21 protein-coding genes and 1 tRNA gene are annotated in these 22,218 nt (G+C 53.9%); 9 read left to right on the top strand and 13 right to left on the bottom strand.

What is annotated here, in order from left to right:
* Window positions 1-74 precede the first annotated feature (74 nt).
* On the bottom strand, window positions 75-977 hold the full coding sequence (locus tag PsW64_RS00110) for a LysR family transcriptional regulator (RefSeq protein ID WP_063287358.1): 903 nt from the start codon (window positions 975-977) through the stop codon (window positions 75-77).
* Between the two features lie 141 nt (window positions 978-1,118).
* Between PsW64_RS00110 and PsW64_RS00105 the strand changes: the two genes are divergently transcribed.
* On the top strand, window positions 1,119-1,694 hold the full coding sequence (locus PsW64_RS00105; protein ID WP_082830969.1) for a cytochrome b: 576 nt from the start codon (window positions 1,119-1,121) through the stop codon (window positions 1,692-1,694).
* Between the two features lie 55 nt (window positions 1,695-1,749).
* On the opposite strand, the gene PsW64_RS00100 is transcribed toward PsW64_RS00105, so the two are convergent.
* Window positions 1,750-2,298: a sugar O-acetyltransferase gene (locus tag PsW64_RS00100; RefSeq protein ID WP_057464999.1), complete on the bottom strand. Its 549-nt coding sequence runs from the start codon at window positions 2,296-2,298 to the stop codon at window positions 1,750-1,752.
* Window positions 2,299-2,499: 201 nt separating this feature from the next.
* Between PsW64_RS00100 and PsW64_RS00095 the strand changes: the two genes are divergently transcribed.
* The gene (locus PsW64_RS00095; protein WP_063287360.1) at window positions 2,500-3,039 is read left to right on the top strand and encodes a hypothetical protein; all 540 of its coding nucleotides are present in this window, start codon (window positions 2,500-2,502) and stop codon (window positions 3,037-3,039) included.
* Window positions 3,040-3,065: 26 nt separating this feature from the next.
* Here the strand turns inward: PsW64_RS00095 and PsW64_RS00090 are convergent, their stop codons facing one another.
* Window positions 3,066-3,695 carry an NAD(P)-dependent oxidoreductase gene (locus PsW64_RS00090; RefSeq protein WP_063302319.1) on the bottom strand — a complete coding sequence of 210 codons (630 nt, stop codon included), beginning with the start codon at window positions 3,693-3,695 and terminating at the stop codon, window positions 3,066-3,068.
* A 68-nt stretch (window positions 3,696-3,763) separates the two neighbouring features.
* Between PsW64_RS00090 and PsW64_RS00085 the strand changes: the two genes are divergently transcribed.
* Entirely contained in the window at window positions 3,764-4,351 is a 588-nt protein-coding gene (locus tag PsW64_RS00085) for a TetR/AcrR family transcriptional regulator (RefSeq protein ID WP_063302318.1), read from the top strand.
* A 16-nt stretch (window positions 4,352-4,367) separates the two neighbouring features.
* On the opposite strand, the gene PsW64_RS00080 is transcribed toward PsW64_RS00085, so the two are convergent.
* Genes PsW64_RS00080 through paaG form a run of 4 tightly spaced genes read right to left on the bottom strand, consistent with a single transcriptional unit; the run spans window position 4,368 to window position 7,588 of the window.
* A complete protein-coding gene (locus PsW64_RS00080) occupies window positions 4,368-4,979 on the bottom strand; it encodes a TetR/AcrR family transcriptional regulator (protein WP_063302317.1) in 612 nt (203 codons plus the stop codon).
* A 14-nt stretch (window positions 4,980-4,993) separates the two neighbouring features.
* Complete coding sequence (gene paaK, locus PsW64_RS00075) at window positions 4,994-6,307, bottom strand: phenylacetate--CoA ligase PaaK (protein ID WP_063302316.1); 1,314 nt, start codon at window positions 6,305-6,307, stop codon at window positions 4,994-4,996.
* 34 nt (window positions 6,308-6,341) lie between these two features.
* On the bottom strand, window positions 6,342-6,773 hold the full coding sequence (gene paaI, locus PsW64_RS00070; protein WP_063302315.1) for a hydroxyphenylacetyl-CoA thioesterase PaaI: 432 nt from the start codon (window positions 6,771-6,773) through the stop codon (window positions 6,342-6,344).
* Window positions 6,773-7,588: a 2-(1,2-epoxy-1,2-dihydrophenyl)acetyl-CoA isomerase PaaG gene (gene paaG, locus PsW64_RS00065; protein WP_208980473.1), complete on the bottom strand. Its 816-nt coding sequence runs from the start codon at window positions 7,586-7,588 to the stop codon at window positions 6,773-6,775. Before paaG ends, paaI begins: the two co-directional genes overlap by 1 nt.
* Before the next feature lie 367 nt (window positions 7,589-7,955).
* On the opposite strand from paaG, the gene paaN reads away from it, so the two are divergent.
* Complete coding sequence (paaN, locus tag PsW64_RS00060) at window positions 7,956-9,620, top strand: phenylacetic acid degradation protein PaaN (RefSeq protein ID WP_063302314.1); 1,665 nt, start codon at window positions 7,956-7,958, stop codon at window positions 9,618-9,620.
* A gap of 75 nt (window positions 9,621-9,695) precedes the next feature.
* Here paaN and iolG read toward each other — a convergent pair whose 3' ends face one another.
* The 6 genes from iolG to PsW64_RS00030 form a co-directional block, all read right to left on the bottom strand.
* A complete protein-coding gene (gene iolG, locus PsW64_RS00055; RefSeq protein WP_063301762.1) occupies window positions 9,696-10,688 on the bottom strand; it encodes an inositol 2-dehydrogenase in 993 nt (330 codons plus the stop codon).
* A 132-nt stretch (window positions 10,689-10,820) separates the two neighbouring features.
* On the bottom strand, window positions 10,821-11,645 hold the full coding sequence (iolB, locus tag PsW64_RS00050; RefSeq protein ID WP_063302313.1) for a 5-deoxy-glucuronate isomerase: 825 nt from the start codon (window positions 11,643-11,645) through the stop codon (window positions 10,821-10,823).
* Entirely contained in the window at window positions 11,642-12,550 is a 909-nt protein-coding gene (gene iolE, locus PsW64_RS00045; RefSeq protein ID WP_063302312.1) for a myo-inosose-2 dehydratase, read from the bottom strand. Before iolE ends, iolB begins: the two co-directional genes overlap by 4 nt.
* A 5-nt stretch (window positions 12,551-12,555) precedes the next feature.
* Window positions 12,556-14,388, bottom strand: coding sequence for a 3D-(3,5/4)-trihydroxycyclohexane-1,2-dione acylhydrolase (decyclizing) (iolD, locus tag PsW64_RS00040; protein WP_063302311.1), 1,833 nt, complete (start codon window positions 14,386-14,388; stop codon window positions 12,556-12,558).
* Window positions 14,385-16,325 carry a bifunctional 5-dehydro-2-deoxygluconokinase/5-dehydro-2-deoxyphosphogluconate aldolase gene (locus PsW64_RS00035; RefSeq protein ID WP_193757729.1) on the bottom strand — a complete coding sequence of 647 codons (1,941 nt, stop codon included), beginning with the start codon at window positions 16,323-16,325 and terminating at the stop codon, window positions 14,385-14,387. Before PsW64_RS00035 ends, iolD begins: the two co-directional genes overlap by 4 nt.
* 142 nt (window positions 16,326-16,467) lie before the next feature.
* A complete protein-coding gene (locus tag PsW64_RS00030) occupies window positions 16,468-17,319 on the bottom strand; it encodes a MurR/RpiR family transcriptional regulator (protein ID WP_063302310.1) in 852 nt (283 codons plus the stop codon).
* 343 nt (window positions 17,320-17,662) lie between these two features.
* On the opposite strand from PsW64_RS00030, the gene PsW64_RS00025 reads away from it, so the two are divergent.
* The 5 genes from PsW64_RS00025 to PsW64_RS00005 all read left to right on the top strand — a co-directional run bounded on the left by PsW64_RS00025 (window position 17,663) and on the right by PsW64_RS00005 (window position 22,118).
* A complete protein-coding gene (locus tag PsW64_RS00025) occupies window positions 17,663-18,589 on the top strand; it encodes a sugar ABC transporter substrate-binding protein (protein ID WP_063302309.1) in 927 nt (308 codons plus the stop codon).
* Window positions 18,590-18,653: 64 nt separating this feature from the next.
* Window positions 18,654-19,760 (top strand): ABC transporter permease, encoded by a 1,107-nt coding sequence (locus tag PsW64_RS00020; RefSeq protein ID WP_063287373.1) that lies wholly within the window; start codon window positions 18,654-18,656, stop codon window positions 19,758-19,760.
* 2 nt (window positions 19,761-19,762) lie between these two features.
* Window positions 19,763-20,542, top strand: a complete 780-nt coding sequence (locus PsW64_RS00015) for an ATP-binding cassette domain-containing protein (protein ID WP_057465013.1) — start codon at window positions 19,763-19,765, stop codon at window positions 20,540-20,542.
* Between the two features lie 184 nt (window positions 20,543-20,726).
* Window positions 20,727-21,839, top strand: coding sequence for a Gfo/Idh/MocA family protein (locus tag PsW64_RS00010; RefSeq protein WP_063287374.1), 1,113 nt, complete (start codon window positions 20,727-20,729; stop codon window positions 21,837-21,839).
* Window positions 21,840-22,042: 203 nt separating this feature from the next.
* Window positions 22,043-22,118, top strand: a tRNA-Phe gene (locus PsW64_RS00005).
* Window positions 22,119-22,218: the final 100 nt, after the last annotated feature.

The raw sequence follows: 22,218 nt of genomic DNA, 5'->3' as shown, positions 1-22,218 counted from the left end.
GATGCCCACAGCCTATACGCAGCTTTACCAACCTGCAATTGAGCTTATTGTGACCAGCACTTAAGCGAACTGCTTTAGCGCCTGTAAAGTTCGCCTTGCATGTCCTCTCGCAGGGCCATGAGTTCCTCAGCCAGAAAATCCACAAAGCGGCGGATGCGGACGGTTTTGCGCAGGTCTGCGTGAAGCACAATCCAAAGCGATTGCCCCAACTCAGTCTTGGTGCCGGGCACGCGGCACAAATCAGGAAAGAACCGTTCAAAAACCACAGGGAGGTAAGAGAGACCGCAGTTCTCTCTCAACAATCGGAGGCGCATATATCCATCGGACACCATGTGCCGGATGTCAGCATGAGGGAAGGGGCTTTGAGCGACCCAGTTGGTCGTGTGTGCGTCACCTGGCCAACCGATCCAGGAAAGACCAGAGCCTTGTGACCCGGACTGCGCAAACGCGGCGTCAATGTAGGCCTGGCTTGCATAGATGCCGATGGCTATGGGGTAGAGTTTGCGGGCAACCACATCCTCGCTCACTTCATAGGCCGCACGCAGAGAGACATCTGTCTCGTCCTTGTTGATCTCCTCAACGGCAGAAGTGAGCCTCAGCTCCACCTGAATATCAGGATAGGCCTCCTGAAACCTGCTGATGATTGGAGAAATCACATCATAGGCAAACGTGGGCGTGACAGAAAAGCGGAGCGTCCCCGCTTCGCTCTTGTCCAGCCCCTCAACACGTTTGCGCGCATTGATGATCACCTGTTCTGCCTGCTCGGCAAACGGAAGCACGGTTTCGCCGGCATCAGTCAGTTTGAAGCCTTTGGTGGAGCGACTAAACAACGCCACGCCATAACTGGCCTCAAGAGCCTGAATGTTGCGGTTCACAGTGCCATAGTTGGTATGAAGCAACTCAGCGCCCGCTCTCAAACTGCCCGCCCGCGCAACAGCAAGAAAAGACGGCAACAGCTCCCAGTCCAGTGACCTCATGGTGTCTCTCTTGTTACGTCAGAGTAATGCCATGTTTCTTATTATATCATTCTTGTTCTCATTAGGTAACGTAAAATGCACTCCAGACATAATCAGGAACCCACCGCTGGTTCCGTTGAAGATTGATGATTGGAACACCCGATGACAACACGCTATCACCCGGCCTTAGTAGCCCTGCACTGGATCCTCGCCCTGATGATATTTATGGCGCTGGTGGTGGGAGGGCCCATGATGGCAGCTATGGAAAGCACCGACCCGCAAAAACTCACCGGTATGACCGGACATATCATCTGGGGCATGACCATCGGCGTGCTCATCCTCCTGCGCCTCATCATCCGTTTTGTAACAACAAAGCCTGCAAAAGCAGACACGGGAAAAGCCGCACTCAATACTGCCGCTGGGCTGACACATTGGGCCATGTATGCGCTGGTCGCAGGTATGGTGCTCTCCGGTCTCGTTATGGCCTATAACGCAGATCTCTTCGCAATCACGCTGGGCGGTTCCGGAGCCCCGCTCCCCGCAGACCTCACAGTGTATCCGGCACGTGTCGCCCATGGTGTCATCGCGAACGTGCTGACCGCTTTGCTTGTGCTGCATATTGTTGGATGGGCGTTTCACCAGTTTATCCTGCGAGATAACCTCATCAGCAGAATGTGGTTTGGAAAGAGACAAGCAGCTCCAAAGGCAGAGGCCGGGCAACAAACGCTGGAAGCCTGACCCCGATCCAAACTGGCTGCATGGGAAACCCGGCAGCCAGTTTCTCTTTAGAGGGTTAGCCTCTCGCCCGCGCGGGGTTGCCTACCACGGTGGCTCCGGCGGGTACGTCTTTGGTCACCACACTGCCTGCGCCAACAATGGCCTCATCGCCAATGGTCACGCCCGGCATGATGATCGCAGCCCCGCCAATCCACGCCCGCTTGCCAATGGTCACCGGCTTTGCGATTTCCAGTCCCGCACAGCGCTTCTCTGCATCTTTGTGGTGTTGGGCGCAATAGATCTGCACATTCGGCCCAAGCATGGTCTGGTCACCAATTCGCACAGGCGCGGTATCTAAAATGGTGCAGCCCGCATTGAGGAAAACCCGTTCTCCCAAATGAATGTTGATGCCATAAGCGCAATGAAACGGCGCTTCGATGATTGTGCTGTCGGTGGAACTGCCAAGCAGCGCACGCAGGGCAGGGCTTATCCAGCCACGCTTGCTTGGGTGCAGTGTACGATGCTCATGTATAGCGTGGTAGGCCGCTTGCCGCAGCGTTTCCAGCTCGTCATCGATGCAGGTGTACCATTCACCCGCTTCCATCTTTTCGCGTTCTGTTTTCATGATGGGTCTGTTCCTTGAGTCTTCCCGTAACTCTCGGAAAAATAGAAGAGTCTTGCAAGCTGCATTTTTACTGCAGAGCTCAATCCGGGCAAAACACAGGCATCGTACAGGGTGAAACCTTCCCTCGCTCAGTACATTCTACTGGCTTGTTTAAACGTATTTGCTGATGTAGAACATAAAGTGAACATATGGAGCGGAAGCATGCAATGGCTACCTGGCTTCTACTGGAAAGAGAAAGACGGCAAAAGAAACACTTTCATCGGCGGCTCCTTTCAGTCCCTTGAAGTGGCAATCTTGCTTTGGGAAGAGTTGGCGATGCCCCCATCCCTTATGTGGCAATGGCAGATTTTGCATGAAGCTCTTGTGAGAGCATCCGGAGGGGAAGCAACAAAGGCGCTTGGCACAATAGCCTCTCAGATTGCTTATTCTCGTTATGTTGGTGCTCTCATGGCAAAGGTATCAGAGGGAGAGAAAGTGGGAAAACTGAAATACATCTGGGGTCCCGCCGAAGGAGCAAAGGTTGGGGACGGGAAAGGCGTGGGCCGTGTACCAGACGACCCCAAAGCACTCATGCAGGTGAACAGATACACAGAGGAGGGAGGTCAGATTGTCTGGTACTTCCTTGTAAGCGATGGCTCAGAGTTCATCGAAGACGGACAACGCGCCAGCAAAGAAGAAGCTGTTTTAGCAGCTGAAGAGGTCTACACAAGCAGCGGCTTATGCAAGAAATCTCTGATCTAACTCCGGTTGCCCCTCGCTATAAGACCTCAAGTGGAGATCCCCACAGCACGGTGAAGGTACTGCACCTCTGAGAGCTGACGGCTGAGAAATCCGGCAATATCTGAAGGCGCAATCTTCAAAGAAAGACGTCGGTCTGTGGCTGGAAAGTCCTCTTTATAACTGCCAGTTGCAAGTTCTGGAGCAAACGCGCTGGGCCGCACGATAGTCCAGTCTAGACCGCTCACCCGCACCAGCTCTTCCTGCAGTTCATGGTCCTTGAACACAGGTCGCAACAACGCGCCAAACATGATCCGCTTCCAGAAGAAGTTGAGGTTGGACCAGCTCTCATGTGCTCCAAGTGTGGACTGACAGACCAGCCGCTTCACCCCATGTTGTTGCATCCCCAAAATGACATTGCGCGTACCAACAGACCGGATAGTGCTGTTGCGCGACATGCCGGCGCCAAGCGTAATCACCACGGCATCGTGGCCCTGAATTGCGGCTGCGACAGCATCGCGGGACGCTGCATCACCAGCCCGGAGCGTCAGGTTTTCATGCTCAATCTGCAGCTTGTTCGGGTTGCGGGCAAACGCCGTCACCTCATGCCCATCTGCCAGCATCTTCTCCGTGGCAAGCCTGCCAACAGTGCCCGTTGCACCAAATACGATAACTTTCATGGCTCTATCCTTTTTTGCTTTACATGATGTAAAGTTGACATCGTGTCAATCGCACCTATATTGACATCATGTCAAGTCAGAATATTCCCACTCGTGATCGCATTCTAAAATCTACATGGCAGTTGCTGGAGGCCGGAAACGGCAGTGCTGTGCGCATGTCAGACATCGCAAAAGCTGCAAAAATCAGCCGTCAGGCGCTCTATCTGCACTTTCCCAACCGGGCAGATTTGCTCACTGCTACAACGCGTTATCTGGATGAAGTGCACGACATAGACGCAAAGCTGGCTAAAAGCCGAAGCGCTGCATCCGGTACGCAAAGGCTGGAGGCCTGGGTCGAAACCTGGGGCAATTACATCCCGACTATTTTTGGTGTGGCCAAAGCTTTGATGGCCATGCAGGAGACCGATGAAGAGGCAGCTGCCGCTTGGAACGACCGAATCTGCGCCATCCGTGATGGCTGCGAAAAAGCGGTTCAGGCGCTCAACGCAGATGGCGCACTGACAGACAGTATGAGCGAAGAGGAAGCGACCGATATGCTCCTCACCATCCTCTCCGTCCGCAATTGGGAACAGCTGTGCATCGACTGCAACTGGACGCAAGCTCGCTACATAGACATGATGCAGCAACTTGCAGCGCAGGCACTGGTGAAATCGTAAGAGCGGCAGGCGAGGCTTAGCTCACCGCCGTACCTTGTATGGACTGCGAGCCGTTCAGCAACAATTGCACCACCAGATCCGCGTAACCTTCGCGGGTCAGGTCGCCGCCCGGTTTAAACCATAGATAAGACCAGTTGAGCATGCCAAACAGGCTCATGGTCACGGGTTTGATCAGGGCACTTCCATCGCCAAACTGCGGGTTTGTAGCCGCAACTGCCTTGGCGAAGATGGCAACAAGTTTGCGCTCCAGCTCAATGATGTCCTGTTTCTTCTCAGTTGGAAGAAAGGACAACTCATTGATCTGCAGCTTATGCTCAGAATCTGCGTCCTCATAAGCCAGCAGTAAAGCACGGCACAGGCCGCGTAAGCGCTCCAACGGGTCCTGCTCTGCCTGAGCAACACTTTCTACCGCATCAACCAGCTCTTCAAGGTGAGCGCTGATGATGTCGATCAGCAGCGTCTCTTTGTTCTCGTAGTAGTGATAGAGCAAAGCCTTGGAGAACCCACAGATCTTGGCGAGCTGCGCCATCGAGGTTTTGTCATAGCCTTGCTGCGCAAAGGCGCGCGCCGATAGTTTCAATATGGATTTGCGTTTGTCGTCATAATCCGCTGCTCTGGTGCGCGCCATGCTTTTTAATTCCGTTAATCTTCTTTAGGCCGCAGGTCGATAACCCGCGTGGCCTTGCCTTGGCTTCGTTCTATGGAATTTGGCAGGCCTACGTCTACCCCAACCGAAATTCCGATGTTGTTTTTCACATGAACCGCCAGTTCCTTGGCGCTTGCCAGACGATCAGCGTCAGACGTTGCATGTGCAGCGGCTTCCACGTTGACGGTCAGCTGGTCCATACGCCCCTTGCGGGCAATCTGGATCTGGTAGTGAGGGGAGAGCCCGTCACAGCGCAGCATCTGCTCCTCAATCTGGGTCGGGAACACATTCACACCGCGTACGATCATCATGTCGTCAGACCGACCAGTGATCTTCTCCATGCGCCGCATCTTGCGGGCTGTGCCCGGCATCAAGCGGGTCAGGTCGCGGGTGCGATAGCGGATGATCGGCAGACCTTCCTTGGTCAGCGTGGTAAACACCAGCTCACCTTCCGATCCATCCGGCAGAACCTCACCAGTTACCGGATCAATGATCTCCGGATAGAAGTGATCCTCCCAGATGTGCAGACCGTCTTTGGTCTCCACACACTCCTGCGCCACACCCGGACCCATCACCTCTGAAAGGCCATAAATATCAACCGCATGCATGTCGAAGGCTTGTTCAATCTCTTCGCGCATGGAGTTGGTCCATGGCTCAGCCCCAAAGATACCGATCTTGATGGAGCTCTTACGCGGGTCCAGCCCTTCTTTGCGGTACTCATCCAAAATGGAGAGCATGTAAGACGGGGTGACCATGATGATCTCTGGCTTGAAATCCTCAATCAGCCGCACCTGCCGCTCTGTCATGCCGCCAGACATTGGAATGACAGTACAGCCAAGCGCTTCCGCCCCGTAGTGCGCGCCTAAACCGCCTGTAAACAGCCCATAACCATAAGCGATGTGCACTTTGTCACCCGGCTTGCCACCTGCTGCACGAATGGACCGCGCAACCACACCGGCCCAGGTTTCAATATCCTTCTTGGTGTAACCAACAACGGTTGGCTTGCCTGTGGTGCCAGAGGATGCATGTATACGGCAGATATCCTCTTCCGGAACAGCAAACATCCCGAATGGATAATTGTCGCGCAAATCCTGCTTGGTGGTGAATGGAAACTTCGCCAGATCAGCAAGACTTTGCAGATCATCAGGATGCACGCCAGCTGCATCAAAACTGTCTTTGTAGAACTTTACGTTCTCATAGGCGTGCCGCACTGACCATCGCATGCGCTCCAGTTGCAGCGCTTGCAGCTCGTCTCGTCCTGCCGTTTCAATAGGCTCCAGATCGGGCCTGCGTTCTTCAACCTCCAACATTTTCTCCTCCTCAAATGCTGGTCATCCATAAAAACTAGGTGCTTAACTCGATATGCGTCCCTTTGATGGTCCTCGAGTTTCCGCGAAATTCTGCAATATGCGCGCCGTCCTGATTGCGCACATGAATGTCGTAGATGCCGGATCGGCCTTGCACGGTAAGTTCCTCGGCTGTTGCCGTTAAAACATCATCCTCAAAGGCCGGGGCGAGAAATGTAATGGAGCATTGAAACGCCACAACGCGCTGGTTATGGCTGTTGCATGCAAATGCAAAAGCGCTGTCTGCAAGGGTAAAAATGTACCCGCCATGACAGGTCTTATGCCCGTTGGTCATGCGCTCCATCACCTTCATGGAAATCACAGCCCGTCCGGGTGCAATCTCGTCCAGTGTCATCCCAAGCGCTTGTGTCGCCTCGTCTTCGTCCCACATGGAGGCCGCAACGGCCTCCGCTAATTCCTGCTTGTTCATCAGCGCTTGCCTGAATACTTTGGAGCCCGCTTATCCATGAAGGCCGTCACGCCCTCCAGATAATCCGGCGTACGGCCCGCTTCACCCTGATAATCCCGCTCCAGATCAAGCTGTTCATCCAGTGTGTTGCCTTCAGACGCATTCAGCGCTTGCTTGATCAGGCCAAGGCCGATGGTTGGCCCAACAGAAAACTCCTGCACCATGGCAGTGGCTTCCTCCAGAAAGGTCTCGGCAGAAGAGCACTTCCAGATCATGCCCCATTCTGCAGCCTGCGCAGCGGTGATCGGCGTGCCCAGCATGGCAAGGCCACGTGCACGAGCAGAACCCACGAGACGCGGCAGGAAGTAGGTGCCGCCAGAATCCGGCACCAGCCCGATTTTAGCAAACGCCTGAATAAACTTGGCTTTCTCAGAGGCAATCACAATGTCGCAGGCCATGGCAATGTTGGCGCCTGCGCCAGCTGCCACGCCATTGACCGCACACACGATCGGTATGTTGATCGACTTCAGCTTGCGGATGAGAGGATTATAAAAATCACCGATGGTCTGGGTCAGATCCGGTGGAGGGGAGTCTGGTGTCGGCTTCACGCGGTCACCAAGATCCTGACCAGCGCAGAAGCCTTTGCCTGCAGCCGTCAGCAAAATGGCGCGGCAGTTGTCATCTGCGTCCGCAGCTTCCAGCGCCGCATAGAGCGCGCGGTGCATCTCGTCATTGAACGAGTTCAGCTTGTCAGGGCGGTTCAGCGTAATCACGTGGTAGGTGTCATTCACATCCACCAAAATGCTCTGCTCGGAAATGACTGTGGTCTCGCTCATGGTCTCTCCCTCCAAATAGATCAATCATCACTCACCAGTGAACCACCAATTTGCTCCCAATGAACTTCCAAATTCATGAGGAGAGCCCTCTGGAAAACCTAATCATTTCGTAGACTGGTCGATGGTTCTGGCACTTTTTGCTTGAAATGACTGACCGGTCGGTAAATTATTGTCTGGAAGTGAAACCGCTGTCAATTGGAATTCAGAGCGTATTCGCCAAAAGTGGAATCCGGTTTTGGGAAGAGAATACGCAGGAAACAAGAGACCTTAAAGTGTTCGCGCGATCTGGAGTAATTGTGGAGCGCTTTAAGGTCACACATTGGTCGAAGAAGCACTGCGGTAGGCGCAGGTTTTTCGAGGAGGAACAATGAGTAACTTTTTTGAAACGCATAAAGACACGCTCTTTCAGGCAGTAAAGACAAGTAAATCAAGAGATTACTGGTCCGCTTATCCTGAGATCGCATCCGGTAAGATCTACGGCGAAACAGCAAAAGACGATCAGCTTGCAGAATTTGAGGGGATTCTCAGTAAGCCATTCGCACTGGGCCAGCCAACCAACGGCAACTGGACAGGCGCAGAATCATCTCCCTACGGCAAAGAGCTGGGCGTCACCTATGAAGATGCCGACCCTGCAGAGCTGGTCAAAGCAGCCTCAGAAGCTGGCAAGAGCTGGGCGAAAGCAACCGTTGAAGAACGCGTTGGCGTTGCGCTGGAAATGCTGAGCCGCATCAACAAAAAATCCTTCCTCATCGCCAACGCGGTGATGCACACCTCCGGTCAGGCCTTCATGATGGCGTTTCAGGCAGGTGGCCCGCACGCGCAGGACAGAGGACTGGAAGCCGTCGCTTATGCCTATGACGCGATGACCCAGACTCCAACCGAGGTGACCTGGACCAAGCCGCAGGGCAAGCATGATCCGATTGTGCTGGACAAGAAATTCCGCGTTGTGCCGCGCGGTGTTGCGCTGGTCATCGGCTGTGCAACCTTCCCAACCTGGAACACCTATCCGGGCATGTTCGCAAGCTTCGTCACTGGCAATCCGGTCATCATCAAACCGCACCCAATGGCGATCCTGCCAATGGCCATCTCCATTCAGGTTGGCCGTGAGGTGCTCAAAGAAGCTGGCTTCGATCCAAACGTACTGATGCTGGCTGCGGATACCGCAGAGGCGCCAAAAACCAAGGAACTGGTCACCAATGATGCCGTGAAGATCATCGACTTCACCGGCTCTAATGCCTTTGGAGCGTGGGTGCGTGAAAATGCAGGTGATGCATTGGTCTACACCGAGGAAGCTGGCGTCAACGCGATCACCATTGAATCGACTGACAACCTGCGCGGCATGGCCAGCAACATTGCGTTCTCCCTGTCGCTCTACTCTGGCCAGATGTGCACCACACCGCAGAACATCTTCGTTCCCCGTGACGGCATTGAAACCAATGACGGCAAGAAGAGCTTTGAGGAAGTGGCGCAAGCCATCAAAATCTCACTGGACAAGCTCCTTGGCGATCCGGCTCGTGCCGCTGCCATCCTCGGTGCCGTGCAGAACCCATCCACATTGGAACGTATTTTTGCAGCAGGAAAACTGGGTAAAGTGATCCGCTCTTCTGAGCCAGTGGAAGGCATGAACGGTGCTCGCTCTGCAACGCCAACTGTTGTGGCGGTCGATTCCAAAGAGGAAGAAGCCTACATGCAGGAGCGCTTCGGCCCGATCTCCTTCATCATCGCCTGTGATGATATCGATGATGCCATCGCCCGCGCAGCAGGCTCAGCCAAGAGCCACGGTGCCATCACCGCAGCGCTGTATTCAACCAATGAAGATGTGATTGACAAGGCCACCGATGCCTACGCCTGGGCAGGCGCACCGCTTTCTGTGAACCTGACTGGCAACATCTACGTGAACCAGTCAGCAGCGTACTCTGACTTCCACGTCACCGGTGCCAACCCGGCCGGCAACGCCAGCCTCACAGACGGCGCCTACGTCGCCAACCGCTTCCGCATCGCCACCGTCCGCCGTCAGGCAGCAATGGCGTAAAGCGAAGGCTTGAGACCAATAAAAAAGGGCCGATGCAATGCATCGGCCCTTTTCATATTCAGTTTTTAAAGCAGCTTAAGCGTTTGCCAGATCGCGTGCTTTGGCAACTTCTGCAGTTGCAGCTTCAGCAAGTTCGAGAGCCTTCAGGCCATCAAAGCCGTTTGGAGAGATCTCGGAACCACTGGTCAAAGCGTCAACGAAGGCAGCAAGCTCAATGCGGTAAGCTGCTTCATAGCGCTCCATGAAGAAGTCCATGAGTGGCTCAGCAGTGTAGCCGTCACCATTTGCGACAGTCACAGTGGTGGTGCGCATGTTTTCTGCGGACACCATACCCTTGGAACCGTGCACTTCCACGCGCTGGTCGTAGCCGTAAGTGGCGCGGCGGGAGTTGGTGATGGTGCAGATCTTGCCGCTTGCTGTCTTCAGCGTTGCAGTTGCCGTGTCCACATCACCAGCAGCACCGATCTCTTCAGATACGATTGCGCTGCCCATGGCGTTTACTTCAACAACTTCTTCGCCAAGCAGGAAGCGAGCCATGTCAAAGTCATGGATCATCATGTCTTTGAACAGACCACCAGAGCGCTTCACGTAGTCGACTGGTGGCGGGGAAGGGTCACGAGAGGTGATCTGAACCATCTCAACATCACCAATCACACCAGCTTCAATCTGGCGCTTCACTTCAGCGAAGTTCGGGTCAAAACGACGGTTGAAGCCAACCATCAGCTTGGCACCTGTCTCCTCAACAACCTTGAGGCATTCGCGCACACGGTCGCCGTCCAGATGGATTGGCTTTTCGCAGAAGATTGCCTTACCAGCACGCGCAGCCTGCTCAATCTGCTCAGCGTGCAGATCAGTTGGGGTTGCGATGATCACAGCATCAATAGCCGGATCATTCATGATGGCGTCAAGGCCGTCAACGCGTGCACCTGTCTGAGCTGCAATTTCCTTCGCAGCATCTTCAAACGGGTCGAACACAGCAGCCAGCTTGGCATTTTCAAGCTGGCTCACAGCTTTTGCGTGGGTCTTGCCAATACGGCCAGCTCCCAACAGGCCAATTGAAACAGTCATAGCTTATCTTTCACAACAGCGTTTATATCGCGCATTTCCAACGAATGCCTGGTGGTTTCCGCAGAACCTACGCGCTTATTAAACGCGTGCTCCCAAGGATATATCAGTGGGAACACGCGGATATCAGTTGCCTTAGGCGTCCGCAGGTTTTGCGTCGCGCTGTGCAATCCAGTCGTGGTCAGGGTGGTTCTGGAAGCGCCATTTGCGCATCGGGCCAGCCATCACATTCAGGTAGTACATTTCGTAGCCATACGGAGAGCCGCAAGGGTGGTGCCCTTTTGGAACAAGCACAACATCCCCGCTGGACATAGCAATCGCCTCATCCAGCTCACCATCTTCAGTGAACACACGCTGGAAGCCGAAACCCTGGTCCGGGTTGAGACGGTGGTAGTACGTCTCTTCCAGATAGGTCATTTCCGGGAAGTTATCTTCATCATGACGATGCGGAGGATAAGACGACCAGTTGCCCTGAGGGGTGTAAACCTCAGTCACCAGCAGGCTCTCTGCAAAGTCCTGGTCTTCCATGGCAATCGGGTGGATGTAGCGGGTGTTGGCACCAACGCCGCGCTCAACGCTAGGGATGTCATCCGGGCCAATCACGCGGGCAGGGTAGCTGCCGTCTTTTGCAGGGGCAGTACACACAGCCAGTGTCAGCTTGGTAACAGCAGTTGCACTCCACTCAGCTCCGGCAGGAACGTACACACACCATGGCTTGATGCGCTCAAACACGTTCTTACGCTCACCAAGCACACCAAAGTCCTGACCATCTGAAGTGATGGAGGCTTTGCCTTCTACGATAACCAGAATGGCTTCTTTGCCCTTCATCAGCTGCTTGGCGTTTGCGCCCGGTTCCAGATGATAAAGGCCAAAACCAACGTAGCCCCAACCGGCAGATTCAGGCGTGATGTCGTGCACCTTGCCCTCTGTGCCATTGGGTTTTACGAGAAGCTTGCTCATGCGACTACCTTCTTATCAAGACCAGCGCTGATAGCCATCTCACGCAGTGCTTTCAGGCCCATGCTCTGGTATGTGAACGGATTGCGCTGATCAGGGTCCTGCTCTGCTTCAATCACCAGCCAGCCTTCATAGCCATGCTCGGCTGCAACCTTCAGCACAGGTTCAAAATCAACGCCGCCTTCTTTATCGCCAGGAACGGTGAACACACCGCGGCGGACGCCTTCCAGGAAGCTCAGGCGCTCGCCTTCAACCTGTGCGCGGACAGTCGGGCGAACGTTCTTCGCATGCAAATGGCGTACACGTGCCATATGCTTCTTGGCAACTTCCACCGGATCTGCACCACCAAACCATGCATGGCCCGTGTCCAGCAGCAGGTAGGTGTTCGGTCCGGTCACGTCCATAAAGCGATCAATCTCTTCACCGCTCTGTACCACAGTACCCATGTGGTGATGGTAAACGAGCGAGATACCCTGCTGCGCGCAATAGGCAGCAACTGCTTCAACATCAGCGCCAAACTGCGCCCACTGGTCATCAGCCAGCACAGGCTTGTCTGCCAGCGGGGTATCATCAGCACCGTGGATCGCGTTGGAGGTTTCACAAGTGATGCAAACCTTGCAGCCCATGGCTTTGAGCAGATCGAGGTGCGGCTGGATCGCCTTTTTTTCCTCTTCAACGCTGTGAGCCAACAGGTTCAGGGAATGCCAGCCAGAAACAAAGGCAAGACCATGCGGGTCGAGCGCAGCTTTCAAAGCAGCTGGCTCGGTTGGCATCTTGTGGCCCTTTTCAATGCCGTCAAAGCCGATTTCGCCAGCCTCGCTCAGGCACTGTTCCAGAGAAATGTGCGCACCAAGAGTACGGTCGTCGTCATTGCTCCACGCAATTGGGTTGGTTCCGTAACGGATCATTGGCCTTAGTCCCCCAAACGCTGATTGGTCAGCGCATGCTCATAGCCCTTGCGAGCTTCATTAACTTCTTTTCTTTTTGATACTTCTGGCACAGCTACATCCCACCAGTGGCCACCTTCCGGCATGGTTGGCAGCGGATCAGTGTCGATCACAATGCAGTAGGACTTGGTGCTGGCTTTTGCGCGCTCCAGAGCTTCACTCAGCTCTTCGATGCTCTTCACGTGCTCAGAGGTTGCCCCCATTGCACCCGCATGTGCAGCAAAATCAATGTTGGATGGCTCAACGTGGTAGGCGTCATCCAGCAGGTTGTTGAAGTTGTCACCACCGGTTGCCATCTGCAAACGGTTGATGCAGCCGTAACCGCGGTTGTCCAGCAACACCACAATGATCTTGTGACCCAGCATGACGGAGGTCGCCAGCTCGGAGTTCATCATCATGTAGCTGCCATCACCAACCATGACGACCACTTCGTTCTCTGGCTTGGCCATCTTCACGCCAAGACCACCTGCAATCTCGTAGCCCATGCAGGAGAAGCCGTATTCCAGATGGTAACCACCCGGCTTGTCGGTCTTCCAGAGCTTGTGCAGCTCGCCCGGCAGGCCACCAGCCGCACACACAACAGTGGTGTCTGCGTTGGAAGCACGTTGAACAGCGCCAATCACCTGCGCATCAGTTGGTAATTCGTTACCGCCCTCAGGGGCAGCTGTTGCATTCTCAACGGCAGAGAGCCAGGTCGCAAGGTGAGACGCAGTCTCGGTCTCGGCCTTCCAGCTACCCAGGTTTTGGCTGAGAGCCTGCAAGCCAACACGCGCATCACACACCAGCGGAAGTGCATTGTGCTTGCCAGTGTCATAAGAAGCTGCGTTCAGCTGCAAAATACGGCGATCCGGGTTCTTAAACAGTGCCCAGGACCCTGTCGTGAAGTCCTGCAGGCGTGTGCCAACTGCAATGATCAGATCAGCATCTTCAGCAACAGCGTTTGCAGCAGAAGAGCCGGTCACACCAACACTGCCTAGATTCAGCTCATGATCCCATGGCAGAGCGGACTTGCCAGCCTGCGTTTCCGCAACGGGTACGTTGTGCGTCTCGGCAAAGCTCTTCAGATCATCCGTTGCCAGAGAGTAGTGCACACCACCACCAGCAATGATCATTGGCTTTTTCGCAGCACGGATTGCAGCAATCGCAGTTTCCAGCTCAGCTGCATCAGGTGCAGGGCGGCGGAAGTGCAAGGTGCGCTCTTCAAAGAAGCTCACAGGCCAGTCATATGCTTCTGCCTGCACGTCCTGACACATAGCCAGCGTGACAGGGCCACACTCGACCGGATCAGTCATAACCGCCATAGCGCGTGGCAAAGCTGTCAAAAGCTGCTCAGGGCGTTGGATACGGTCATAGTAACGGCTTACAGGGCGGAAACAGTCATTCGCACTGACAGTGCCATCCTGAAAGTCTTCAATCTGCTGAAGCACTGGATCCGGTGCACGGTTTGCAAACACATCACCTGGCAACAGCAGAACCGGCAGGCGGTTCACGTGAGCCAGCGCAGCAGCTGTCACCATGTTGGTTGCACCGGGACCAATGGAGGTCGTCACAGCCATCGCACGGCGACGGTTGGATGCCTTGGCATAGGAAATAGCCGCATGGGCCATACCTTGCTCGTTGTGACCGCGATAGGTCGGCAGCGTGTCCTGCGTGTGATAAAGCGCTTCACCAAGACCCGCCACGTTGCCGTGACCGAAAATAGCCCAGACCCCAGCAATAAAGCTGTCTCCCTCAGGCGTTTTCTGGGCTGCTAGATAGCGAACCAGAGCCTGCGCGGCTGTTAATCTGATCGTGCTCATGCAACTTCTTTCTTATCCATTCGGGCCTGCTCCCAGACAGATCCAAGGTCTTCAAATTTTGCAGCCATGTTAGCGATGGCTTCTGCGTCAGAAATGTTTCCGCCAAGCCACTTCTCAGCAGCCTCAGCAAAAATAGTGCGGCCCACAGCAAAACCCTTCACAAGGTCATACTTGCCTGCAACCTCAAAGCTCGCAGCGAGCTCCTCAGCTGGTGCATCAAGGCCAAGAACAACAATACCGCGACACCAGCGATCATTCGCCTTGATCGCGTCACAAGCTTTCTGCCAGCCTGCATCGGTCTTCAAAGGCTCCAGCTTCCACCAGTCAGGGTAAACACCCAGATCATAGAAGCGCTGAATGATGGTCGCGGTGGTATCATCATCAACCGGTCCAACCTTGGACGGGATGACTTCCAGCAAAAATTCCAGATTATTTTCGCGGCATGCATGCGCAAGGCGTAAAATGGTCTCTTCCTGACGGGCCTTCATCTCAGCGCTGTCATCTGGATGATAGAAGCACAGCACCTTGACCACATGCTCAACCGGCCATTCCGCCAGCTGCGAACCAAGGTCCGGACCAATCTCCAACTCCAGTGGGCGAGAGCCCGGCAGTTCAACCGGACGGCCAATCCAAAGACCAGAACCCGTTGCTTTGAACAGAGCGTCCTCACCAAGGCGGCCATCACACAAAATACCGTAGTCGTCACCACCAGCACAAACCTGCTGAGCAGCTTTAAGGCAAAGCTCTTTAAACTCAGGGATCTTGTCTTCGGATGCGCCAACTTTGGCTGCCATGTCTTCCAGCTGAGAGCGGTGATCGAAGGCAAACACCTTCATGTTGGACCACTCACCCTTGCGGTTGGTAGACCAGTGGATCTGCTCCAGCTTCTTGTCTTTGCGCAGAGCATGCTCGGAGGAACCGTTATCAAGGAACCACTGCAGCTCTTCCCAGCTTGGGTAAGCAGGGGCACAGCCATGACGGGAGACCGCAAACGCACCACATGCATTGGCATAGGTGAGGGTGGTTTCCCAGGTCTCATCCTTCAGCCAGCCGCGCAGCAGGCCAGACATAAAGCCATCGCCTGCGCCAAGCACGTTGAACACTTCAATCGGGAAACCCGGACCGGATTTACCATCATCAAGGCTCGCACCAATCTCGTCTTCAAACACCACAGCGCCCATTGGGCCACGCTTGCAAACCAGAGCAGCCTTGCTGACCTTGCGCACAGCATTCAATGCTTCAAGAGTGTCGGTAGAACCGCCGGCGATGTGGAACTCTTCTTCCGTACCCACGATCAAATCAAACAGGTGCAAGTGCTTTTGCAGTTCCGCGGTCACTTTCTCAGAGGCGATGAAACGCTCTTCACCATCACCATGACCTGCAAGACCCCAAAGGTTGGGGCGATAGTCAATGTCCAGAGCAGTGCGGGAGCCGTTCTCTTTCGCAAGACGCAGCGCTTTTAGAACAGCAGCTTCCGTGCGTGGATGCGAGAGGTGGGTACCGGTAACAGTCACACAGCCAGCTGAGGCGATGAATTCAGGATCAATATCATCTTCGCACAGCGCCATGTCGGCACAGTTTTCGCGATAGAAAATCAGCGGAAACTGCTCTTTGTCGCGAATGCCAAGAATAACAAGGGCGGTCAGGCGGTCCTTGTCAGTAACAAGACCATCAACGCAAACGCCTTCTTTAACCAGCTGCTCGCGGATGAAACGGCCCATGTGCTCATCCCCTACGCGGGAGATAAGGGCAGATTTCAGCCCAAGACGGGCTGTTCCCACTGACATATTGGTTGGTGAGCCGCCGACATACTTATTGAATGAAGACATGTCTTCCAGTCGGCTGCCAACCTGTGTTCCATACAGGTCGACCGATGACCGGCCGATTGTGATGACATCAAGTGATTTCAACGGATTCTCCCAATCAGGTACTAGCATTTCCTGAAAGATTACATATTCCAAAAATAATCACAAGTGGAATATCTGTTCAAAATAGAATGAGCTTTGTTCCAAAATTTTAAACAAGCTCTCTTCCAAATTCAGTCCTTTGCCGGCTTCCTATTGATTCCTTAGAGATACTCTAGGAGAGGGACGTCCACTTTCGCGCATCACCAACCGCAACAGCGATAGAAGTGGCAAGACACATGGTTGTGGAGAGTGATCTGAACGCGCCATGCTCAGCCTCATTAACCTCCAGAACGGTTGAAGAAACGCGGGCAATTGGAGACAGAACGCTGTCGGTCAAGGAGATAACGGAGACACCTCGGCCAAAGGCCTTGCTTGCAAACTCAACCACCTCAGGAGAGTAGGGGCTGAAGGTCGCCACAAACAATGCGTCGTTCTCGTTGATGAACTGAACGCGTTCCTCCAAAATGCCACCCGTGTATTCCAGCAGGTTTGTTCTCACGCCCATCTTGCCCAATGTATAGTGTAGGTAGCTGACGACCGGATATGCACGTCTCAGGCCTAATAAGTGTATGTTTTCTGCAGCTGACAGTGCATCAATGGAACGCTCAAGAGCAACCGTGTCGACCTGGCGCAGAAGATCATCAAGCGACTGTTTGGACCGTTCTACAAAGTTGCCAAGAATGCTGCCTGGAGTGTTTGTTCCACTCTCGCGGATCTTCGTCAGGCGCTCCGTATATTCAGAGTTGCGGCCAACCAGCTGCCCCTGAAAGATCTGCTGCATCTGCGAGAAACCGTCAAATCCCAGCGTTTGGGCAAAGCGAACAAGAGTAGAAGGCTGCACGCCTGCAGCGCTGGCAATCTCGGCTGTGGTGCCAAGAGCGATTCTGTCCGGATTCGCCAAAGCATATCTTGCGCACTGCAAAAGGCGCTTGGGCATGCTGTCCGAAAGAGTACTTATTCGAGCTTTCAGGCTCTCGTAATCCGAGGGAATGTCTGGGCTAATTGCGTCTAAATTCTGTGTCATGAAAAAAATCTATTCCAAAACTTGAAAAACCGCAATGTACGTTCTATAAATTTGGAATGAATTTTCCGAATTACTCAAATTTGGATGAATTCTACGATTGTAGGGCCGGTAACACGTGCTCTGTCCATCACCCTTTTAAAGTGCTGATTCAGCACGGATTTGCCGCAATCAGGCTTGCGTTGATATAATGGGGGTGATGGGTGCTTTTGCCCGTGGGACGGCTGAGCACTACAATTCGTGCGGAAACGCATTCGAACTCCAGTGTTTGTGGACGAGATAAACACCGGATTTCTAGGGGAAACCCTGACTTAAAATTGGCATCCGCCAATCTTGGGAGGTTTATATGAAAAAGACTTTACGCGCGTTCGTAGCTGCTGCTGCGATCATGACTGCACCTGCTGTAATGGCTGCTGACATCATTGTTGTGAGCCACGGCCAGGCAAATGACCCATTCTGGTCTGTTGTTAAAAACGGTGTAGACAAAGCAGCAAAAGACAGCGGCGCTAATGTTTCTTACCGTGCTCCAGAAACTTTTGACATGGTGGCCATGAGCCAGCTGATCGATGCAGCGATCGTTCAGGAGCCGGACGGAATTGTTGTGTCCATTCCAGATGGTGACGCGCTCGGCCCATCCATTACCAAAGCAGTTGAAGCTGGCATCCCTGTCATCTCCATGAACTCCGGTAGTGATGTGTCTGCAAGCTTTGGCGCTTTGTTGCACGTGGGCCAGGACGAGTATGACGCTGGTAAAGCAGCAGGCGAAAAGCTTGCTGACATGGGCGGCAAAGTCGGCATCTGCGTAAACCAGGAAGTGGGCAACGTGTCCCTCGACCTGCGTTGTGACGGTTTTGCAGCTGGCTTTGGCGGCAACGTAACTGTTGTTCCAACCAACAACGATCCAGCTGAAGTTGAAGCGAAGATCAAGGCAACTCTGGAATCCAACGAAGACATCGACACCATCATGGGTCTTGGTGCATCTCTCGTAGGTGAGCCAGCAGTGGCAGCTGTTGAAGCAGTTGGACGCACTGGCGAAGTAAATGTTGCAACCTTCGACATGTCCGCAGGCTTCCTGCAGTCAGTCGCTGACGGTAAAGCAGCATTTGCAATCGACCAGCAGCAGTTCCTTCAGGGCTACCTGCCTGTTATCTTCCTCGCTCTCAATGCAGAGTACGGACTTATCCCTGGTGGCAACGTTCCATCCGGTCCAAACCTGATCACCGCTGATAAAGCCGGTCAGGTTGTAGAGCTGTCCGCTCAAGGCATCCGCTAAGGAGCTTTGCTATGAGAGGGGTGCACGCATCCCTCTCATGTCATGCAAAACTGAGGGAAATAAAATGTCCGATCTTGCTGTTGAGAGCGCGGACGAAAGAGTAAAAAACGTCTCGCTCATCTCCCGGCTCATGAAGCGTCCTGAACTCGGCGCCATTGCTGGCCTTGCTCTCGTAACAATCTTCTTTCTTTTTACTGCTGACCCTAAGATGTTCACCCTTGCGGGGATCCTGAACTTCATGACGCCTGCTGCCCAACTCGGCATTCTGGCTATTGGGGCAGCACTTCTCATGATCGGCGGTGAGTTTGATCTCTCCGTTGGCTCTATGGTTGCGTTCACAGGCCTGATTTTCGGCGCGGCAATGGTCACCTTCGACCTGCCACTCTATGCAGCAATTATTGTCACCTTCATCGTGGCAGCTGCAATGGGTGCCATCAACGGACAGATCGTCATCCGTACGGGCTTGCCGTCTTTCATTGTAACGCTTGCGTTCTTGTTTATCCTGCGTGGCCTGTCTCTGGTAGGCCTCAAAGCGGCAACCGGCGGCTCCACTCAGCTGCGCGGCATCCGTGCAGAATTCGAAGGCAGCTGGCTTGCTGACTTCTTTAGCGGAGAAGCATTCACACCATTCTTCTACTGGCTGGCTGAAGCGGGCTGGATCGACACCTTCAAGTCCGGCAAGCCAAAAGTAGACGGCATCCCGGTCGATATTCTCTGGTTTGGCCTGCTGGCTCTTCTGGCAACCTGGGTTCTGCTTCGCTCTCCGTTTGGCAGCTGGATCTTTGCAGCTGGTGGCGACAGCAACGCAGCAAGCAACTCCGGTGTGCCAGTGCGCAAGGTCAAGATGTACCTGTTCATGTTCACCGCATGCTGTGCAGCTCTCGTTGCCATCCTGACTGTTATGGATGCTGGCTCAACGGACGCCCGCCGTGGCTTCCAAAAGGAGTTTGAGGCAATCATTGCAGCGGTGATCGGTGGCTGTTTGCTGACAGGCGGTTATGGCTCTGCAATCGGTGCCTTCTTCGGCTCCATCATCTTCGGAATGGTGCTGATCGGCCTCAGCTACACCAATATCGATCAGGACTGGTATCTGGTCTTCCTCGGTTCCATGCTGCTGATCGCGGTGTTGTTTAACAACATGATCCGCAAGCGCGTCACAGGGGAGCGCTGATCATGACGACACCTATTGTTGAGATGAAGAACATCGAGAAGCACTTTGGCTCCGTCATTGCTTTGGCAGGTGTTTCCTTCTCCGTCATGCCCGGCGAAGTGCATTGTCTGCTTGGTGACAATGGTGCAGGTAAATCCACCTTCATCAAAACCATGTCCGGCGTGCACAAGCCAAGCAAAGGCGAGATCGTCGTTGATGGTCAGAAGCAAGTCTTTGAAAGCCCGCGTGATGCTATGAATGCAGGCATTGCAACGGTGCACCAGGACCTTGCGATGATCCCGCTCATGTCCATCACCCGCAACTTCTGGCTTGGCCGTGAACCGGTCAAAAAGTTCGGCCCGATCTCTTATTTCGACCATAAGTACGCAAACGAAGTCACTATGGAAGAAATGTCCAAGATGGGCATCAATCTGCGCGAACCGGATCAGGCTGTGGGCACACTGTCTGGTGGGGAACGCCAGACAGTCGCAATCTCGCGCGCTGTGTATTTCGGCGCGAAAGTCCTCATCCTCGACGAGCCGACCTCTGCTCTGGGTGTACGCCAGACGTCAAACGTGCTCTCGACCATGGATAAGGTCCGCAAAAAAGGTGTTGGCGTCGTGTTCATTTCGCACAACGTACGCCACGCCATGGCAGTGGGAGACCGCTTCACAGTGCTGAACAGGGGGCAAACCCTTGGTACTGCGAAGAAAGGCGAAATCACTGCTGAAGAACTTCAAGATCTCATGGCTGGCGGGCAAGAGCTTGCCAGTTTGGAGGCATCATTGGGCGGCACTGTGTGATGTGTATTCCTGAAAACCCTCTGTCGGTTTTCGGGTCAGGCATACGCAACTTACAGGATGTTCAGTGAGACACTGAGGAGCGGCATTACCCGATCGTGCCGCTCCTTCATTTTATCAATGCCCCGTTCATAACGCGTTCTATTCCAATGAACTCTATTCTAGGGGCACTTCCAGGATTACTGAGATGGAAAAAATCGGCGTAGGTCTGATTGGAACCGGATACATGGGCAAATGTCATGCTCTGGCATGGAATGCTGTATCCGGTGTGTTTGGTGGTGAGCTGAAGCCAGAATTGGTGACGCTTGCTGAGGTGAATGAAGAACTGGCAGCAGCACGCGCAAAAGATTTTGGCTTTGCCAGGTCCACGGGCAACTGGCGTGATATGCTGGCCGATCCGGATATTCACATTATCTCGATTACCACGCCGAATGAGTTCCACCCGGAAATGGCAATCGCAGCTCTGGAAGCTGGCAAGCACGTTTACTGCGAAAAGCCTATGGCTCCATCCTATGCGGATGCGCAGAAAATGCTGGAAGCCTCCCGCAAATCCGGCAAGAAGACCTTCCTTGGTTATAACTACATCCAAAACCCCATGATGCGCCGCATCCGCGACCTGCTGAACTCAGGCGAAATCGGCGATGTACTTCAGATCCGTCTTGAGATGGACGAAGACTTCATGGCCAACCCGGATGATGAATGGGGCATGAAAAGCGGATTGGCCTCCGGCTTTGGCGCACTGGATGACTTCGGCGTGCATACCATGTCCTTGCTCATGGCGCTGGATCTGCGCATTGCCAAAGTCATGTGTCATATGACCAAGCCATACGCGACCCGCAAGGACGCTGCTGGCAACGACAAAGCCGTTGAAACCTTTGATGCAGCCACCGTGCTGTTTGAACTGGAAAATGGTGGCAACGGCACCCTCCAGCTCAACCGCTCTGCATGGGGACGTAAAGGCCGCATCGCCGTACAGATCTTCGGCTCCAAAGGCTCCATCGTTTATGATCAGGAACGTATGAATGAGATGCACGTCTACAAAGCTGAAGGCGATGTCGCAGGGCAGGGCTACACCACAGTTCTGGCAGGGCCAGCCCATGCGCCATACGACCGCTTCATCCCGGCCCCGGGCCACGGTCTCGGCTTCAACGATCTGAAGATCATTGAAGTCAACGAGATTCTGAAAAGCCTGCAGGGTGAAGACAGTCACCTGATCGACTTCGAACGTGGCATCTTCATTGAAGGCCTCGTTCAGACCATGGCCAAATCTCACGAACAGGCCAGTTGGGTCAGCGTCTAAGTCTGTTGAGAGTAGAAGAGAACTAAGGGCGCATGAACAGCGCCCTTTTTTTGTGAGCCAGCCCCTTCCTTGCAATACGTTCTGAGAAAAAAAGATTTAACCCCCTAAAAGCCTTTGGGAAAACTCATTGAGGTGCTGGACAGAGGAAATCAGGCGCCCTATAAGACCCTCACCTCAGCGGGGCACACTGCCCAACGCGAAATGCCCGGATAGCTCAGTTGGTAGAGCAGCGGATTGAAAATCCGCGTGTCGGTGGTTCGAATCCGCCTCCGGGCACCACTTATATTCTTGAAATTACTAGATAATAAACCGAGTATTCGCTCAGCTTTCTCAAGGTTTGACACTTTTCTCAGTGTGGTTTGACACTTTTGCTCTAACT

The organism is Pseudovibrio sp. W64 (assembly GCF_001623145.1).
In the GTDB taxonomy this organism is placed as follows: Bacteria; Pseudomonadota; Alphaproteobacteria; order Rhizobiales; family Stappiaceae; genus Pseudovibrio.
The sequence above is the reverse complement of the archived record's forward strand: the minus strand, read 5'-3'. Positions and strand labels throughout refer to the sequence as shown.

Excerpts from the sequence above, each read along its gene's own strand:
- PsW64_RS00110 (WP_063287358.1), bottom strand. The coding sequence starts at position 977 with ATGAGGTCACTGGACTGGGAGCTGTTGCCGTCTTTTCTTGCTGTTGCG.
- PsW64_RS00105 (WP_082830969.1), top strand. The coding sequence starts at position 1,119 with ATGACAACACGCTATCACCCGGCCTTAGTAGCCCTGCACTGGATCCTC.
- PsW64_RS00100 (WP_057464999.1), bottom strand. The coding sequence starts at position 2,298 with ATGAAAACAGAACGCGAAAAGATGGAAGCGGGTGAATGGTACACCTGC.
- PsW64_RS00095 (WP_063287360.1), top strand. The coding sequence starts at position 2,500 with ATGCAATGGCTACCTGGCTTCTACTGGAAAGAGAAAGACGGCAAAAGA.
- PsW64_RS00090 (WP_063302319.1), bottom strand. The coding sequence starts at position 3,695 with ATGAAAGTTATCGTATTTGGTGCAACGGGCACTGTTGGCAGGCTTGCC.
- PsW64_RS00085 (WP_063302318.1), top strand. The coding sequence starts at position 3,764 with ATGTCAAGTCAGAATATTCCCACTCGTGATCGCATTCTAAAATCTACA.
- PsW64_RS00080 (WP_063302317.1), bottom strand. The coding sequence starts at position 4,979 with ATGGCGCGCACCAGAGCAGCGGATTATGACGACAAACGCAAATCCATA.
- paaK (WP_063302316.1), bottom strand. The coding sequence starts at position 6,307 with ATGTTGGAGGTTGAAGAACGCAGGCCCGATCTGGAGCCTATTGAAACG.
- paaI (WP_063302315.1), bottom strand. The coding sequence starts at position 6,773 with ATGAACAAGCAGGAATTAGCGGAGGCCGTTGCGGCCTCCATGTGGGAC.
- paaG (WP_208980473.1), bottom strand. The coding sequence starts at position 7,588 with ATGAGCGAGACCACAGTCATTTCCGAGCAGAGCATTTTGGTGGATGTG.
- paaN (WP_063302314.1), top strand. The coding sequence starts at position 7,956 with ATGAGTAACTTTTTTGAAACGCATAAAGACACGCTCTTTCAGGCAGTA.
- iolG (WP_063301762.1), bottom strand. The coding sequence starts at position 10,688 with ATGACTGTTTCAATTGGCCTGTTGGGAGCTGGCCGTATTGGCAAGACC.
- iolB (WP_063302313.1), bottom strand. The coding sequence starts at position 11,645 with ATGAGCAAGCTTCTCGTAAAACCCAATGGCACAGAGGGCAAGGTGCAC.
- iolE (WP_063302312.1), bottom strand. The coding sequence starts at position 12,550 with ATGATCCGTTACGGAACCAACCCAATTGCGTGGAGCAATGACGACGAC.
- iolD (WP_063302311.1), bottom strand. The coding sequence starts at position 14,388 with ATGAGCACGATCAGATTAACAGCCGCGCAGGCTCTGGTTCGCTATCTA.
- PsW64_RS00035 (WP_193757729.1), bottom strand. The coding sequence starts at position 16,325 with ATGCTAGTACCTGATTGGGAGAATCCGTTGAAATCACTTGATGTCATC.
- PsW64_RS00030 (WP_063302310.1), bottom strand. The coding sequence starts at position 17,319 with ATGACACAGAATTTAGACGCAATTAGCCCAGACATTCCCTCGGATTAC.
- PsW64_RS00025 (WP_063302309.1), top strand. The coding sequence starts at position 17,663 with ATGAAAAAGACTTTACGCGCGTTCGTAGCTGCTGCTGCGATCATGACT.
- PsW64_RS00020 (WP_063287373.1), top strand. The coding sequence starts at position 18,654 with ATGTCCGATCTTGCTGTTGAGAGCGCGGACGAAAGAGTAAAAAACGTC.
- PsW64_RS00015 (WP_057465013.1), top strand. The coding sequence starts at position 19,763 with ATGACGACACCTATTGTTGAGATGAAGAACATCGAGAAGCACTTTGGC.
- PsW64_RS00010 (WP_063287374.1), top strand. The coding sequence starts at position 20,727 with ATGGAAAAAATCGGCGTAGGTCTGATTGGAACCGGATACATGGGCAAA.